This window comes from Streptomyces pactum (assembly GCF_002005225.1).
In the GTDB taxonomy this organism is placed as follows: Bacteria; Actinomycetota; Actinomycetes; order Streptomycetales; family Streptomycetaceae; genus Streptomyces; species Streptomyces pactum_A.
Genome location: NZ_CP019724.1, coordinates 6,776,973 through 6,791,964, shown reverse-complemented (window position 1 = coordinate 6,791,964; position 14,992 = coordinate 6,776,973). Strand labels below are relative to the sequence as shown.

General features: G+C 73.3%; 13 protein-coding genes. 6 read left to right on the top strand and 7 right to left on the bottom strand.

Features of this window, described 5'->3' with window-relative positions:
- Nucleotides 1-8 precede the first annotated feature (8 nt).
- The 3 genes from B1H29_RS29220 to parJ all read left to right on the top strand — a co-directional run bounded on the left by B1H29_RS29220 (nt 9) and on the right by parJ (nt 3,600).
- Nucleotides 9-1,625 (top strand): glycerol-3-phosphate dehydrogenase/oxidase, encoded by a 1,617-nt coding sequence (locus B1H29_RS29220; protein ID WP_055416083.1) that lies wholly within the window; start codon nt 9-11, stop codon nt 1,623-1,625.
- 158 nt (nt 1,626-1,783) lie between these two features.
- Nucleotides 1,784-2,455 carry a FadR/GntR family transcriptional regulator gene (locus B1H29_RS29215; RefSeq protein ID WP_055416084.1) on the top strand — a complete coding sequence of 224 codons (672 nt, stop codon included), beginning with the start codon at nt 1,784-1,786 and terminating at the stop codon, nt 2,453-2,455.
- Between the two features lie 152 nt (nt 2,456-2,607).
- Nucleotides 2,608-3,600: a filament polymerization regulator ParJ gene (gene parJ, locus B1H29_RS29210; RefSeq protein WP_055416085.1), complete on the top strand. Its 993-nt coding sequence runs from the start codon at nt 2,608-2,610 to the stop codon at nt 3,598-3,600.
- Nucleotides 3,601-3,674: 74 nt separating this feature from the next.
- Here parJ and mshC read toward each other — a convergent pair whose 3' ends face one another.
- The 4 genes from mshC to B1H29_RS29190 form a co-directional block, all read right to left on the bottom strand.
- Nucleotides 3,675-4,904 carry a cysteine--1-D-myo-inosityl 2-amino-2-deoxy-alpha-D-glucopyranoside ligase gene (gene mshC / locus B1H29_RS29205; RefSeq protein ID WP_055416086.1) on the bottom strand — a complete coding sequence of 410 codons (1,230 nt, stop codon included), beginning with the start codon at nt 4,902-4,904 and terminating at the stop codon, nt 3,675-3,677.
- A 111-nt stretch (nt 4,905-5,015) separates the two neighbouring features.
- On the bottom strand, nt 5,016-5,846 hold the full coding sequence (locus B1H29_RS29200) for an SCO1664 family protein (RefSeq protein WP_055416087.1): 831 nt from the start codon (nt 5,844-5,846) through the stop codon (nt 5,016-5,018).
- Nucleotides 5,810-6,400, bottom strand: a complete 591-nt coding sequence (locus B1H29_RS29195; RefSeq protein ID WP_055416088.1) for a DUF3090 domain-containing protein — start codon at nt 6,398-6,400, stop codon at nt 5,810-5,812. Before B1H29_RS29195 ends, B1H29_RS29200 begins: the two co-directional genes overlap by 37 nt.
- A gap of 88 nt (nt 6,401-6,488) precedes the next feature.
- Nucleotides 6,489-7,175, bottom strand: a complete 687-nt coding sequence (locus tag B1H29_RS29190; protein ID WP_055416089.1) for a histidine phosphatase family protein — start codon at nt 7,173-7,175, stop codon at nt 6,489-6,491.
- Nucleotides 7,176-7,236: 61 nt separating this feature from the next.
- On the opposite strand from B1H29_RS29190, the gene corA reads away from it, so the two are divergent.
- Nucleotides 7,237-8,232, top strand: coding sequence for a magnesium/cobalt transporter CorA (corA, locus tag B1H29_RS29185; protein ID WP_055416090.1), 996 nt, complete (start codon nt 7,237-7,239; stop codon nt 8,230-8,232).
- Nucleotides 8,233-8,294: 62 nt separating this feature from the next.
- Here the strand turns inward: corA and B1H29_RS29180 are convergent, their stop codons facing one another.
- Nucleotides 8,295-9,083 (bottom strand): hypothetical protein, encoded by a 789-nt coding sequence (locus B1H29_RS29180; protein ID WP_055416091.1) that lies wholly within the window; start codon nt 9,081-9,083, stop codon nt 8,295-8,297.
- A 233-nt stretch (nt 9,084-9,316) separates the two neighbouring features.
- On the bottom strand, nt 9,317-10,372 hold the full coding sequence (locus B1H29_RS29175) for an LLM class F420-dependent oxidoreductase (protein WP_055416092.1): 1,056 nt from the start codon (nt 10,370-10,372) through the stop codon (nt 9,317-9,319).
- Between the two features lie 112 nt (nt 10,373-10,484).
- Between B1H29_RS29175 and B1H29_RS29170 the strand changes: the two genes are divergently transcribed.
- The gene (locus B1H29_RS29170; protein ID WP_055417655.1) at nt 10,485-11,471 is read left to right on the top strand and encodes an aldo/keto reductase; all 987 of its coding nucleotides are present in this window, start codon (nt 10,485-10,487) and stop codon (nt 11,469-11,471) included.
- Nucleotides 11,468-13,981 (top strand): helix-hairpin-helix domain-containing protein, encoded by a 2,514-nt coding sequence (locus tag B1H29_RS29165; protein ID WP_055416093.1) that lies wholly within the window; start codon nt 11,468-11,470, stop codon nt 13,979-13,981. Before B1H29_RS29170 ends, B1H29_RS29165 begins: the two co-directional genes overlap by 4 nt.
- A gap of 162 nt (nt 13,982-14,143) precedes the next feature.
- Here B1H29_RS29165 and B1H29_RS29160 read toward each other — a convergent pair whose 3' ends face one another.
- On the bottom strand, nt 14,144-14,974 hold the full coding sequence (locus B1H29_RS29160) for a hypothetical protein (protein WP_055416094.1): 831 nt from the start codon (nt 14,972-14,974) through the stop codon (nt 14,144-14,146).
- Between the last annotated feature and the right edge of the window lie 18 nt (nt 14,975-14,992).

Sequence of the window (14,992 nt, the reverse complement as noted above, 5' to 3'; positions counted from 1 at the left end):
GAACCGCAATGACCACTCAGTCCACCCTGCAGTCCGTGCCTGCCCTGGGGACGCACCCGGCCTCCGGCTCCAACCCGAGCCGGGCCGAGACCCGGGAGCAGCTCTCCAAGGCGTCGTACGACCTTCTCGTGATCGGCGGCGGCATCCTGGGCATCTCCACCGCCTGGCACGCCGCGCAGTCCGGCCTCAGGGTGGCCGTGGTCGACGCCGGTGACTTCGCCGGCGCCACCTCCTCCGCCTCCTCCAAGCTCCTCCACGGCGGACTGCGCTACCTGCAGACCGGCGCGGTGAAGCTGGTGGCGGAGAACCACTTCGAGCGCCGTGCGGTCTCCCGCCAGGTGGCCCCCCACCTGGCGAACCCGCTCACCTTCTACCTCCCCGTGTACAAGGGCGGGCCGCACGGCGCGGCGAAGCTGGGCGCCGGTGTCTTCGCGTACTCGGCGCTGTCCGCCTTCGGTGACGGCGTCGGGCACCTGCTCTCCCCGGCCAAGGCCGCGCAGGACGTGCCGGAGCTGCGCACCGACAACCTCAAGGCCGTGGCCGTGTACGGCGACGACCAGATGAACGACGCCCGTATGGCGCTGATGACGGTCCGCGCGGCGGCCGATTCCGGCGCGGTCGTCCTCAACCACGCCGAGGTGACCGGCCTGCGCTTCACCAAGGGCCGGGTGACCGGCGCCGAGCTGAAGGACCGGCTGACCGGCGACGAGTTCGGCGTCAGCGCCCGCCTGGTGCTCAACGCCACCGGTCCCTGGGTCGACCACCTGCGCCGGATGGAGGACCCGGACGCGGCCCCGTCCATCCGCCTCTCCAAGGGCGCGCACCTGGTGCTCAAGCGCACCGCGCCCTGGAAGGCCGCGCTGGCCACCCCGATCGACAAGTACCGGATCACCTTCGCCCTCCCCTGGGAGGACATGCTGCTGCTCGGCACGACGGACGAGGAGTTCGAGGGCGACCCGGCGGACGTCGCGGTCAACGAGAAGGACACAGCCCAGATCCTCGACGAGGCCGCCTTCTCCATCCGCGACCAGCAGCTCGACCGGGACCTGATCACGTACTCCTTCGCTGGTCTGCGCGTGCTGCCGGGCGGTCCCGGCGACACCGCCAAGGCCAAGCGCGAGACGGTCGTCACCGAGGGCCGGGGCGGCATGCTGTCCGTCGCGGGCGGCAAGTGGACGACCTTCCGCCACATCGGCCGTACGGTCATGAAGAAGCTGGAGGCGCTGCCGGGCCACCCCCTCGGCGACGACTTCGAGCCGATCTCCTCGCTGCCGAAGAAGCTGCCGCTGCCCGGCGTCGCCAACCCGCGCGCGGTCGCCCACCGGCTGCTGGTGGACGGCCCGGCGCCCGGCCCGCGCATGGCGGCGGACACCGCCCGGCACCTGGCCACGCACTACGGCTCGCTGGCCTTCGACATCGCCCGCATGGCGAACGAGAGCCCTGAGCTGGCCGAGCGGGTCCACCCCGACGCCCCGGAGATCTGGGCGCAGGTCGTGTGGGCGCGGGACCACGAGTGGGCCGAGACGCAGGACGACGTGCTGCGCCGCCGGACGACGCTGACGATCCGCGGTCTGGCCACGGACGACGTCCGCGCCAAGGTCCAGGACCTGCTCGACAAGAAGTAGGATCCCGCCCCCCGCTGCCTGAGGCGGCGGCTCCGCGCCGACGGAGCCGCCGCCTCACGCGCGCGTGGCGGGTTGCGTCGGCCTCATGAAGTCGCCCCCCATAATGTCGGAGACATCGGATGTCTGAGCGGCATCCCGGAAGCACAGGGAGGTCGGCCGTGGCGGTCACCGACGAGGCGATCGAGAAGATCAAGGGCATGATCGTCTCCGGGGCGCTGGGGCCCGGCGACCGGCTGCCCAAGGAGAGCGAGCTCGCCGCCGGCCTCGGGCTGTCCCGCAACTCCCTGCGCGAGGCCGTACGCGCCCTGTCACTGATGCGGATCCTGGACGTGCGGCAGGGCGACGGCACCTACGTCAGCAGCCTGGATCCGCAACTGCTGCTGGAGGCCATCGGCTTCGTCGTCGACTTCCACCGCGACGACACGGTGCTGGAGTTCCTCGCCGTGCGCCGCATCCTGGAGCCGGCCGCGACCGCGCTGGCGGCCTCCCGGATCACCGACCGGGAACTGGACGCCCTGGAGGGCGGGCTGGACGCCCTCGGCGGCGAACCCTCGGTCGAGGAACTGGTCGCCTGCGATCTGGAGTTCCACCGGGACATCGCGGAGGCCTCGGGCAACTCGGTGCTCCGCTCCCTCCTCGACGGCCTGTCCGGGCCCACCACCCGGGTCCGCGTCTGGCGCGGGCTCACCCAGGAGGGCGCGGTCGGCCGCACCCTGCACGAGCACCGCGCGATCCTCGGCGCACTGCGCGACCGGGACGCGGAGGCGGCGCGCTCCTGGGCGACGGTGCACATCGCGTCCGTGGAGCAGTGGCTGCGCTCCACTCTCTGACGCGGCTGGGATCCGGAGGTGGCGGCGGTGTGTCCGGCCGCCGGGAACGGGGCAGTGATCGTTCACTCCCCCGTGCAAGGGGGCTGCGGGCGGCCCCTCGGCACGCCGTAAGGTTGGGGGGTACGCGAGGGCACGTCGGAAGGAGGCGCTGGGTGATCGAGCTCGAGGGGGTTCCCGAGCTGGTCGACCCGGTCATGGTGGCCGCGTTCGAGGGCTGGAACGACGCCGGCGACGCCGCCTCCACCGCGGTCGCGCATCTCGACAGGGAGTGGAAGGGCGAGGTGTTCGCGGCGCTGGACGCCGAGGACTACTACGACTTCCAGGTCAACCGTCCCACGGTGTTCCTGGAAGCCGGCGTCCGCAAGATCACGTGGCCGACGACGAGACTGTCGGTGGTCCGGGTCGGCGGCGACAAGCCGCGCGACCTCGTCCTCGTCCGCGGCATCGAACCGTCCATGCGCTGGCGTTCGTTCTGCAACGAGTTGCTGGGCTTCGCCCACGAGCTGGGGGTCGAGCTGGTGGTCGTCCTGGGCGCCCTGCTGGGTGACACCCCGCACACCCGCCCGGTCCCGGTGAGCGGGACCACGTCGGACGCCGACCTGGCCCGGCGCATGAACCTGGAGGAGACCAAGTACGAGGGCCCCACGGGCATCGTCGGCATCCTCCAGGAGGCGTGCACGCACGCGGGCGTGCCGGCCGTGTCGCTGTGGGCCGCGGTGCCGCACTACGTGTCGCAGCCGCCGAACCCGAAGGCCACGCTGGCCCTGCTGAACCGGCTGGAGGACCTGATCGACGTACGGGTCCCGCTGGGCGAGCTGCCCGAGGACGCGCGTGCCTGGCAGGTGGGCGTGGACCAACTGGCCGCCGAGGACACCGAGGTCGCCGAGTACGTCCAGTCGCTGGAGGAGGCCCGGGACACCGCGGAGCTGCCGGAGGCGTCGGGCGAGGCGATCGCCCGCGAGTTCGAGCGGTATCTGCGGCGCCGGGACGGCTCCGGGCCGGGTGGACCGGGTGGCCACGCCACGGCCGACGGTGGCGACGGCGCCTCCGGGACGCCGTATCTGCGGGACAACCCCAGCGGCCGTGCGCGTCCGCCGAGGCCGCCGAAGACGAGCGGGGACGACGAGGAGTCGTCGGAGGACTGAGACACGGAGACAGGGGCGCTTCCCGGCGGGAAGTGCCCCTGTCTCCGTGTGCGCGCTCCTTCAGGGGGCCTGTCTCACAGCGCCACGCCCAGCAGCGCGTCCACCGCGCGGGAGACGACGCCGGGGGCGCCGATGTCCGTGCCGCCGCTCTCCTGCTGCAGTGCGGCCCAGCGGTCGACCGCGTCGAGGGCGGCCGGGGAGTCCAGGTCGTTCGCGAGGGCCTCGCGGATCTCCTCGACGAGGGCCTCGGCGGGCGGGCCGTCGGGCCGGGAGACGGCGGCGCGCCAGCGGTCGAGCCGGGCGAGGGCGTCCCGGAGCACCTGGTCGGTCCACTCCCAGTCGGAGCGGTAGTGGTGGGCGAGCAGCGTGAGCCGGATGGCGGCCGGGTCGACACCGTCACGGCGCAGCCGCGAGACGAAGACCAGGTTGCCCTTGGACTTGGACATCTTCTCGCCGTCGAGACCGACCATGCCGGCGTGCACGTACGCCTTGGCCATGGGGAACTCGCCGGTGAGCGCCTGGGCGTGCGAGGCGCCCATCTCGTGGTGCGGGAAGGCGAGGTCGGAGCCGCCGCCCTGGACGTCGAAGCCCATGCCGAGGTGGTCGAGGGCGATGGCCACGCACTCGATGTGCCAGCCGGGGCGCCCGCGACCGAGGGAGCCGCCGTCCCAGCTCGGCTCGCCCTCCCGGGCCGCCATCCACAGCATCGGGTCGAGCGGGTTCTTCTTGCCGGGCCGGTCCGGGTCGCCGCCCCGCTCCGCGGAGAGCAGCCGCATGGCGGCGGCGTCCAGGTGGGAGACACTCCCGAAGTGCGGGTCGGACTCGACCGAGAAGTAGGTGTCCCCCTCGAGCTCGTAGGCGGCGCCCACGTCCCGCAGCCGCTCGACGAGCGGGACGATCCCGGGTATGGCCTCGACGGCGCCTATGTACTGCCGCGGCGGCAGCATCCGCAGCGCCGTCATGTCCTCGCGGAAGAGGGCGGTCTCCTTCTCGGCGAGGGCGGTCCAGTCGACGCCGTCCCGGCCGGCCCGCTCCAGCAGCGGGTCGTCGACGTCCGTGACGTTCTGGACGTAGTGAACCTGCCGCTTGGTGTCGAGCCACACGCGCTGCACGAGGTCGAACGCGTTGTAGGTCGCCGCGTGCCCCATGTGGGTGGCGTCGTACGGCGTGATGCCGCAGACGTAGATACGGGCGACGGGACCGGGGGCGAGGGTGACCAGGCCGCCGGTCGCGGTGTCGTGGATCCTCAGGTCGCGACCCTGACCAGGCAGGGCGGGGACCTCGGAAGCGGGCCAGGCATGCATGTCATGAGCGTAACCGGACGGGTGTTCCGTACACGAACCGGACCGGGTGGATGGCCGGTAAGGCGCTCTTGCGCCCGGCCGGCCGTTGTGCGGGCGGGGGCTGCCCGGTGCCTACACCGGCGGCCAGGGGATGGCCGGCCACTCGCCGCTCGGTTCGGGGTGTGCGCCGGAGGCCAGCAGGGCGTCGACCCGCGCGCGCGTGGCGTCGAGTTCGGCGGGGGTGATGAGCGCGCCGAGCCGGACCGCCAGGGCCCCGCCCTCCTTCAGCGCCTCCCTGAGGGCGTCGAGCACCGCCAGGGCCTCCCCGGTGAGCGGATCGCCCGCCCACCCCCACAGCAGGGTGCGCAGCTTGTTCTCGGCGTGGAAGGTCACGCCGTGGTCGATGCCGTACAGCCGTTCCCCGTCCGCCGGCAACAGGTGGCCGCCCTTGCGGTCGGCGTTGTTGATCACCGCGTCCAGGACGGCGAGCCGGCGCAGCCGCTCGTCGTCGGCGTGCACGAGCAGCGCGGTGCGGCCCTCGCCGACCTCGGCGAAGGCGATCGCCTTCCAGCCGGGGCCGGGCTCCTCGTCCTCCACCAGGGCGAGCAGCTCCGTCTCCGGCACCGCCTCGATCCACAACTGGCACATGCCCTCGCCGTAGGGCCCGTCGCGCAGCACCGTGGGCGGCACGAGGCCCCAGCCGGTCGCCTCGGAGACCTCGTAGGCGGCGACCTCGCGCCGGGCGAGGTCGCCGTCGGGGAAGTCCCACAGGGGCCGCTCCCCGGCGACCGGCTTGTAGATGCAGGCCGCCTCGCGTCCCTCGTGCGTCACCGTGCAGTACAGGGCCGCGTTGGAGGCGTCACGGATGCGTCCGCGCACGGTCAGTTCACCCTGGGCGAGCAACTCGGCGGCCGCCGCGTCGGTGGTCACGCTCCGCGGCGGTATCCGTTCTGGCGCGGACATACGTGTCCTTCCGGGTCGAGCGGGAGGCTGCACAGCGGGCACGGCGGCCGCCCGGCGTTGACGACGTCGAGGGCGCGCTTGGCGAAGGCCCTGGCCTGCGCGCCGGTGAGGCGGACCCGCAGCATCGGGGGGCCGTTCTCCTCGTCCTGGAGGAGCCGTTCCTCGGCCTCCGCCAGGTCCTCCTCGGACTCGGCGTCCAGCTCCACGAGGGCCTGCGCCTCGACGATCATGCGCTGGTCCTCGCCGTCCCAGGCCAGCGCCATGGTGCCGACCCTGAACTCCTCCTCGACGGGGGTGGCCAGCGGCGCGGTGTCGGCGGGCTCGGTGGGAGCCATGGCGGGGACGACGGTGCTGCCGCCGCTGCGCCGTACGACCTCGTCGAGGAGTTCGTCCATGCGCTCGGCGAGGGCGGCGACCTGGGTCTTCTCCAGGGCCACGCTGGTCACCCGGGAGCCGGCGGTGGCCTGGAGGAAGAACGTACGGCGCCCGGGCAGTCCGACCGTACCGGCCACGAAACGTTCCGGTTGGTCGTAGAGGAACACCTGACGGGACACGTCCTGTCTCCATGGAAGTCGGGGAAAGCGGGGAAAGCGGGAAGTCGGGGGCGCTGCTGCGACCGCTTCACCCTACTGCGGCCGACGATCACGGTGCGCCCGCACCACCACCGACGGGTGCCTGGTCGCCCGGAGGCTCCTCGTGCGGGGCGAGGGAGGCGAAGTCACCGGTGTCGCCGAGGCGGACGAGGAACGGGCGCAGCCGGGTGTAGCGGATCGCGGTGACGGAACAGGGCTCGACGGAGATCCGCTGGAAGAGGTCGAGGTGCAGGCCGAGTGCATCCGCGACGAGGGACTTGATGATGTCGCCGTGGGAGCACATGAGGTAGACGGCGTCGGCGCCGTGGTCGCGCTCCACGCGCGCGTTCCACTCGCGCACCGCCTCGGCGGCGCGGGTCTGCATCGCGCGCATCGACTCGCCGCCGGGGAAGGCCGCGGCGGAGGGGTGCGCCTGCACGACCTCCATCAGGGGCTCGTCCTTGAGTTCGGCGAGCTTGCGGCCAGACCAGTCTCCGTAGTGGCACTCCCCGATCCGTTCGTCGGTGTGCGCCCGCAGGCCGGGCAGGGCGTCGAGCAGTGGCCGGATCGTCTCCTGGCAGCGCTGCAGCGGGCTGGTGACGACCTCGGCCAGCGGCAGGCCGGCGAGGCGCCCGGGCAGCGCGGCGGCCTGTGCGGCCCCGCGTTCGTCGAGGGCGACGCCGGGCGTCCAGCCGGCGAGCAGCCCCTCGGTGTTGGCGGTGGAACGTCCGTGCCTGACCAGGATCAGCGTGGGCATGCGCACAGGGTAGGCATACAGCACGGCGTTCGGGCGCCGGGACGAAGGGAGAAGGCGTCAGGTGATCGTCGACTGTGCCATCTACCGGGACGGGCGCCGCACGGACGGACCCGACGACTTCTCCGACGCGCTCGGCGAGGCGCGGACCGCGGGCGGCTTCGTCTGGATCGGCCTGCACGAACCGACGGAGGAGGAGTTCGAGCTGGTCACCCAGGAGTTCGGGCTGCACCCGCTGGCCGTGGAGGACGCCCTCAAAGCCCACCAGCGGCCGAAGCTGGAGGTGTACGAGGACTCGCTCTTCGCCGTCCTCAAGCCGGTGGTGTACGAGCCGGAGAGCGACGCCGTCTCCACGGGTGAGCTCATGATCTTCCTGGGCGACGCGTTCGTGGTCGTCGTCCGGCACGGCGAGGGCTCCCCGCTGAAGGCCGTACGGCAGCGCCTGGAACACGAGCCCGAACTGCTCGGCAAGGGCCCCACCGCGGTGCTGTACGCGATCGCGGACGCCGCCGTCGACCACTACCTGGACGTCGCGGTCGAACTGCAGAACGACCTGGAGGAGCTGGAGGCCGAGGTCTTCTCACCGGACGGCGGGCGCTCCCGGCACACCGCGTCCCGTATCTACACCTTCAAGCGGCAGGTCCTGGAGTTCCGCCGGGCGACCGGTCCGCTGGCACCGCCGCTGGCCCGGCTGGCCGGGACCGGGGCGTTCGGCGCCGGGGTCCCGTTCGTGAACGACCGGGCGCGGCCGTTCTTCCGGGACGTGAGCGACCACCTCACGCGCGTGAACGAGTCGGTGGAGGGCCTGGACCGGCTGGTCTCGGACATCCTGTCGGCACACCTGGCGCAGACGAGCGTCCGCCAGAACGACGACATGCGCAAGATCTCCGCGTGGGCGGCCATGGCGGCGGTGCCCACGATGGTCGCGGGCGTCTACGGGATGAACTTCGACCACATGCCGGAACTGCACTGGGAGTGGGGCTACCCGGCGGTGATCGCGCTGATGGCCGCACTGGAGGTGCTGTTGTTCCGCCTGTTCAAGCGCCGGGGCTGGCTGTAGCCGCAGGGGCTTCGGGCCCCTTGGGCGATCTCGCGGGGGTGCTGCGCGGCCCGCCGCGGCCGTCAGGCGATCTCGGGAGCCGCGGCGGCGGGTCCGCCGAGCGCGTCGCGCCGCCGCGGCGTCCGCAGGGTCACCATGCGGCGCCAGCCCGCCAGCCGCTCGTAGACGTACATCGCGCGGATGCCCGCCGCGAGCAGCGCCGCCTTGGGGCGCGGCCAGCCGAGGAGGCGCCCCATGCGTGCCATCACGCCGAGGCTCACGTCCCGGTGGACGCGGATCTCGGCGAGCGCGCACTCGCGCAGCGTCCGCTGGATGTACCGGCCGTGTCCGGCGGCGGCGAAGCGCAGCAGTTCCTCGTGGGAGTAGGCGAGGTGGTTGTCCTCGTCGGCCGAGATCATCCGAACGGCCCGGCCCAGGTCCGGGTGGTCCCCGAAGTACTTGAGGAGCATCGCCATCTGCTCGGCCGCGCGCTGCTCGGTGACCCTGCTGTGCGCGAGGTAGGTGATGATGTCCCGCTCGTTCAGGGGCTGGTCGGCCTTGAGCTTCTCGTGGGCGAGGCCGATGCCGCGCCGTTCCAGGAGCATGGTGTAGTCGGTCTCGGCAGGCACTTCGACGGGTTCGAGACCGCGCTTCTTCAGCAGGGCGTTGAAGATCCGTCCGTGCTTGTCCTCGTCCGCGCCGTGCCGGGTGATCTTCGGGGCGAGGGCTCGCTCGCTCTGCGGGACCAGCGCCGCGATGCGCGCGTTCTCCCAGCCGCCCTGCGACTCGCCGTTGGCCGCGATGGAGCAGAAGAGACGGAACGACTCGTCGTTGTCGAGGATCTCCTCGAACAGACTCTTGGCCGAAAGCATCGGTGGCACCTCTCTGCCTCTGCGTTGCGCAGGTTCCGCAGACTCCGCAGAGACCGAGTCAAGTGCGGGAGGTGGGGTGCGGCAACAGGTGCGGCGGGCAAATCGGCCAAAAGAAGGACGGCCGGGAACACGAGGAGGCGTAACCACACGCGCGTGGGCGCGTTGTTCCCCGTGACGGCCGTGGCGGGGAAGACCCCCGAGCCCCCACCACGGCCGCAGAAACTACGACGGACCTACGCCAGCCCGGCGCGCTCCAGGGCCTTGGTGCCGGCGCGGAGAGCGGCGATCCGCTCGTCGAGGGTGAAGCCCGCGGGGGCGAGGGTCAGCGTGGTGACACCGGCGGCGGCGTAGGCCTTCATCCGGTCCGCGATGCGGTCGACGGAACCGAGCAGCGTCGTCTGGTCGATCAGCTCGTGCGGTACGGCCGCGGCGGCGCCCTGCTTGTCCCCCGAGAGGTACTTCTCCTGGATCTCGGCTGCCTCCCGCTCGTATCCCATACGCCCGGCGAGCTGGTTGTAGAAGTTCTGCTTGAAGCTGCCCATGCCGCCGACGTAGAGCGCGGTGTAGGGGCGGAAGGTGTCGGCGAGCGCGGCGACGTCCTTGTCGTCGCCGAGGGCGAGCGGCAGGGTCGGGCAGACGTCGAAGCCGTCGAGCGTCTTCCCGGCCTTCTCGCGCCCGGCACGCAGGTGCCGGATCGCGGTGTCCTCCAGATGGTCGGCGGAGGGGAAGATCAGCAGGGCGCCGTCGGCGATCTCGCCGGTCTGCTCGAGGTTCTTCGGGCCGATCGCGGCGATGTAGAGCGGGATGTGCTCGCGCTGCGGGTGCACGGTCAGCTTGATCGGCTTGCCGGGGCCGCCGGGCAGCGGCAGCGTCCAGTGCTGTCCCTCGTACGACAGCCGCTCCCGCGTCATCGCCTTGCGCACGATCTCGACGTACTCGCGGGTGCGGGCCAGCGGCTTGTCGAACTTGACGCCGTACCAGCCCTCGGAGACCTGCGGGCCCGAGACGCCGAGGCCGAGACGGAAGCGGCCCTGTGAGAGGGAGTCCAGGGTGGCGGCCGTCATCGCGGTCATCGCGGGCTGGCGGGCCGGGATCTGGAAGATGGCCGAGCCCACGTCGATGCGCTCGGTCTGGGCGGCGACCCAGGTGAGCACGGTGGCCGCGTCGGAGCCGTAGGCCTCGGCGGCCCAGCAGACGGCGTAGCCGAGCCGGTCGGCCTCCTGGGCGACGGCCAGGTTGTCCGCGTCCATTCCGGCACCCCAGTAGCCGAGGTTGATCCCGAGCTGCATGGCCGATTCCCCTTACCGATCAGTAACGTCTCTTGTGCCCCGACCTTAGCGTGGAGATTCGGTTGTCCACAGGCCCCCACAGCGCAAGCCGTGGCCAGTAATGTCGGCGTTCATGGAGCAGAGGCATCTCGGCCGCACGGGCCTGCGCGTGTCCCGCATCGGTCTCGGCACCCTGACCTGGGGCCGGGACACCGACGAGCATGACGCCGCGGATCTCCTGAAAACCTTCTGGGAAGCGGGCGGCACCCTCGTCGACACGGCGGACGTGTACGGCGACGGGGAGTCCGAGTATCTGCTCGGGCGGCTGATGGAGGGCTTGGTCCCGCGCCGGGAATTGGTGATCTCGACGAAGGCCGGCAGCGTGCCGGATCCCGACCGCCGCTTCGACGGTTCACGCGCCCATCTGCTCTCCGCGCTGGACGGCTCGCTGGCCCGTCTAGGGACCGACCACGTCGACGTGTGGCACCTGCACGCCTTCGACGCGCACACGCCGCTGGAGGAGACGCTGCACGCCCTCGACGTGGCGGTGAGCAGCGGTCGTGCCCGGTACGCGGGGGTCTCCAACTTCTGCGGCTGGCAGTTGGCCAAGGCGGCGACCTGGCAGCTCGCCGCGCCGGGCGTACGGAACCGGCTGGCGAGCACGCAGATGGAGTACTCGCTGCTCCAGCGGGGCATCGAGCGCGAGGTGCTGCCGGCCGCCCTGGACCTGGGCATCGGCCTGCTGCCCTCTTCCCCGCTGGGTCGCGGGGTGCTGACCGGCAAGTACCGCAAGGACGCGACGCCGTCGGACTCGCGGGGCGCCTCGGAGCACCTGGCCCCCTTCGTCGCGCCCTACCTCGACGACACGGCCGGCCACATCGTGGACGCGCTCGCGACGGCGGCGGACGGGCTGGCGGTGACGCCGCTCCAGGTGGCCCTGGCCTGGGTCCGGGACCGGCCCGGTGTGGTCGCGCCGATCGTCGGCGCGCGCAACGCGCAGCAGCTCACGGCGGCGTTGTCAGTGGAGACCCTTAGTCTTCCTGACGAGATCTGCCGGGCGCTCGACGACGTGTCGGCGCCCGTGCACCGCTATCCCGATCACGACTGGAGCACGCTGTGAGCACGGAGCCCGAGCCCGCCGCTGAGGACACCGCGGGCACCGTGGACGCCGGGCCGGAGACCCCGGGCACCACGAAAGGGGCCGGGCGGGGCGCCGCCGGGGCCGAGCCGGAAGCCGCCGGGGGCGGGGGCGCGGAACCGGCCGGCGGCCGGGCTCCCGGCGTCGAGGCCGCTGCCGGGGAGGCCGGCCGGCCGGCAGACGAGGGCGGGGGCGCCGCCGGTCCGGCCGAAGCGACCGGAGACGAAACGGCCGGAGACGAAGCGCCCGAAGACGAAGCGGCCGAAGACGAAGCGGCCGGGGAGCCGGTCGTCGGGGCAGCCGACGCTCGGACGCGTGACCGGGAGAGCGTCGGCAGGGGCGACGAGCAGCCCGCCGGGCAGCCGGATGGCGAGAGTGCGGGCGGTGACGACGCGGCGGCTCAGGTCTCCGAGGCCGAGGCCGAGCTGGCCGCGCAGCGGCTTGTGCGGGAGCGGATCGAGCGGCGGAAGGCCGAGAAGGAGGCGCCGATCGACGCCGGGGGCAAGCTGAGCGGTACGGCGGCCGACCTGCTCGCCGCCGTGCGGGCCGTGGAGAGCGGCGAGAAGCCGGCGGCCACCGTCTTCGGCGACCCCGAGCCCGCCCCGCGCCGTCCCGCGCCTGAGCCGGTACGACGGCCTCAGCCCGTGCCGGCCGAGGCGGCCCCCGGGCCCGCCGGACCCACTGGCCCCGCGCCGGAGCTCGTCCAGGCCGTGCGGCGCGTGCTGGCCGAGGGCGGCGCCCCCGACACGCTCGCACCGCGGACCGCCGCGTTCCTCGGTGAGGGGGCCGAGGAGGCGCTGCGCGCGGACCCCTGGCAGCTGCTCCGGGTCGGCGGAGTACGGCCGGAGCAGGCCGACGGGTTCGCCCGGGCGCTGCTCGGCGCTGCGTGCGGCCCGGACGACGAGCGCCGCGGCCGTGCGATCACGGTGTGGCTGCTGGAGCAGGCGGCCCTGGCCGGGCACACGGCCCTGGAGCTTCCCCGGCTCACGGCCACGCTGGCTCAGCGGGGCGTACCGGACCCCGACGCCGCCGTGCAGAGCACACTCGCGGAGGGCGAGGCACTGGCCTTCCAGGACGCCCTGGAGGAGACCGGCGTCCGCCCGGACGGCGCGACGGGCGACGCGGAGGGAGCGGACGAGGGCGAGGAGCGTCCGGTCCGGGTCCTGGTCGGTCTGGAGCGGTACGCGCTCGCCGAGGAGAGCCTCGCCGACGGTTTGGCCCGGCTGGTCAACTCGGCGCCGAAGCAGGGCGGTTCCGCGGCGGACTGGGAGCAGGCCGCCGCCTCCGCGCAGGATGCCGCCGCGGACCTGATCCGCGCCGTCGCGGACCACGGGCTGGTGCTGCACACCGGCGGCGAGGCCTCGCTGGCCGAACCGGCGGCGCTGCTGCACGCCGCACACGCCCTGGGCCTGCGTGCCTGGGCCGCCGCACACGGCCCGCTCGGCCGCGACCGCTTCGCCACCCTGCTGGGCGCCCCGTCGTCCGTGCCACAGCCCGCGGGCCCCGCCACCCCGGCCGTTTCCGTCCCGGCCGGTCCCGCCGTCGTCACCGTGGCCGGGCTGCTGGCCGGGACCGAGGGGCCGGGCCGGGACGCGGACGGAGCGCTGGACCTCGATCTCCTCGTCGTGCTCGACGCCCCGCAACTGGACGTCGAGGCGGGCGCCCTGCTGGTGGAGTCGCTGCCGGACGGGGCACGGCTGGTGCTGGCCGGGGACCCGGCGGTGCTGTGGTCCGTGGGACCCGGGCGGATCTTCACTGACCTGCTGGCGGCGCGTGCCTGCCCCCGGATCGCCTCGCGGCGTCCGGACCCGGGGCCGATCGGCGAACTCGTCTCCGGCATCGGCATCGGCGAGCTGGGCCAGGTGCAGACCCCCGGCAAGGAGGTCGTGATCGTGCCGGTGCGGGACGCGGGCGAGGCCGTGCACCGCACCGTCCAGCTCGTCGCGGACTCGGTGCCGCGCGCGATCGGCGTCCCCGCCGAGGACACCCAGGTGATCACACCGGGCCACGGCGGCGCCGCGGGCACCCGGGCGCTCAACGCCGCGCTGAAGGAGCGGCTGAATCCCGGTCCCGGCCGCTTCGGCGGCTTCGACCCCGGCGACCGTGTCGCCTACTCACCCGTGCCGGGCCGTACGGTGCCGGGCCGGGTGGTGACGGCGGACGCCGACGGGCTGCACCTGTCGTGCGCGGGCGAGACCGTCGTCGTACCGAAGGAGCGGGTGGAGCAGTCCGTACGGCACGGCTGGGCGCTGACCGCGCACCAGGCGGTGGGCGGCCGGTGGCCGGCGGTGGTCGTGGTCCTGCCCGGCGATGCCGCGCAGGCCCTCAGCCGCCCCTGGGTCTACACGGCGTTCGGCCGGGCCGCCCGCCATCTGTCCGTGGTGCACGGCGTGGAGCAGGCGCTGCCCCGTGCCGTGGCCGAGGTTCCGGCGAAGCCGCGCACGACCCGGCTGCCGGTGCTGCTCGCGCCGCAGGTACCGGTGGCCGGCTGATCCCCCGCCGGGCCCCATCCCGTCGCGTTCGCCCGGCCGTCCCGCCGGCGAACGCGACGGTGGCGGTCACCGGGGCGATCCCCGTGACCGCCACGTCGTGCCGGCCGGCCGGCCCACCGCGTCACCCGCCGGTGAGCGATCCGCCGGTGAGCGACGGGCCGCTCAGCGATCAGCCTCCAGTCGGGCCGGCTCACCGTCCTCGTCCAGGTCGCCGTCCCCATCCCCGTCCCCGTGCGGATCCAGGTCCTCGTCCGTGTCCTCGTCCGTGGCCAGGTCCTCGTCCAGACCCGGGTCGAGGTCCTCCTCCAGCGCCCTCACGCCACCGCCGCCGACCTCGTCGTCGGCATCGTCGACGACGTCGTCCTCTTCGTCGTCGAGGCCGTCGTCGAACCCGTCGTCGAACACCGCGCTGACGTCGAAGCGGCAGACCACCCGTTGCGGATCGACCTGTTCGAACGGGGCCTCCAGCCACTCGCCGGGGTCGGCGGCCTCGTCCGCGGCCGTGACCCAGAGCGTGGAGTCGCCCTCCTCCAGGCCGAACTCCTTGTGCCGGGACGCGATCTCGTCCGCCTCGAACTCTCCGAACAGGAGGCCGAGCGCCCCGTGGACCGTGCCGGAGGCCGCCGCAGCCGCCCCCTGGTCGTCCGCCGCCTCGACCCGGCGGGCCTGGGCCATCAGCCGCTGCGGCTCGGCCACGGCGTAGTCACGGCGGATCAGGACGCTCAGCGCGCTGGGCTCCTCCGGGCCCGTGTACGGCGGCAGCGTGTCGTCAGCGTCGGGGATCTCGAACGGGGTGACCTCGTCGTAGCGGTCGTAGAGCAGTTCGTCGTACGCCTCCGCGGCCGCGGCCAACTGGTTGAACGCGTCGTAGACGGCCGGGTCGTCCTCCCCCGACCGGCGTTCGACCGCGGCCAGGTGGCGGTCGAGCGCGGTCTTGACCGCCTCGGCGGCGGCGCGTACCTCGGCAGCGGTGGGCTGCGCAGCATCAGACATAGTGCAGACGCTATCCGT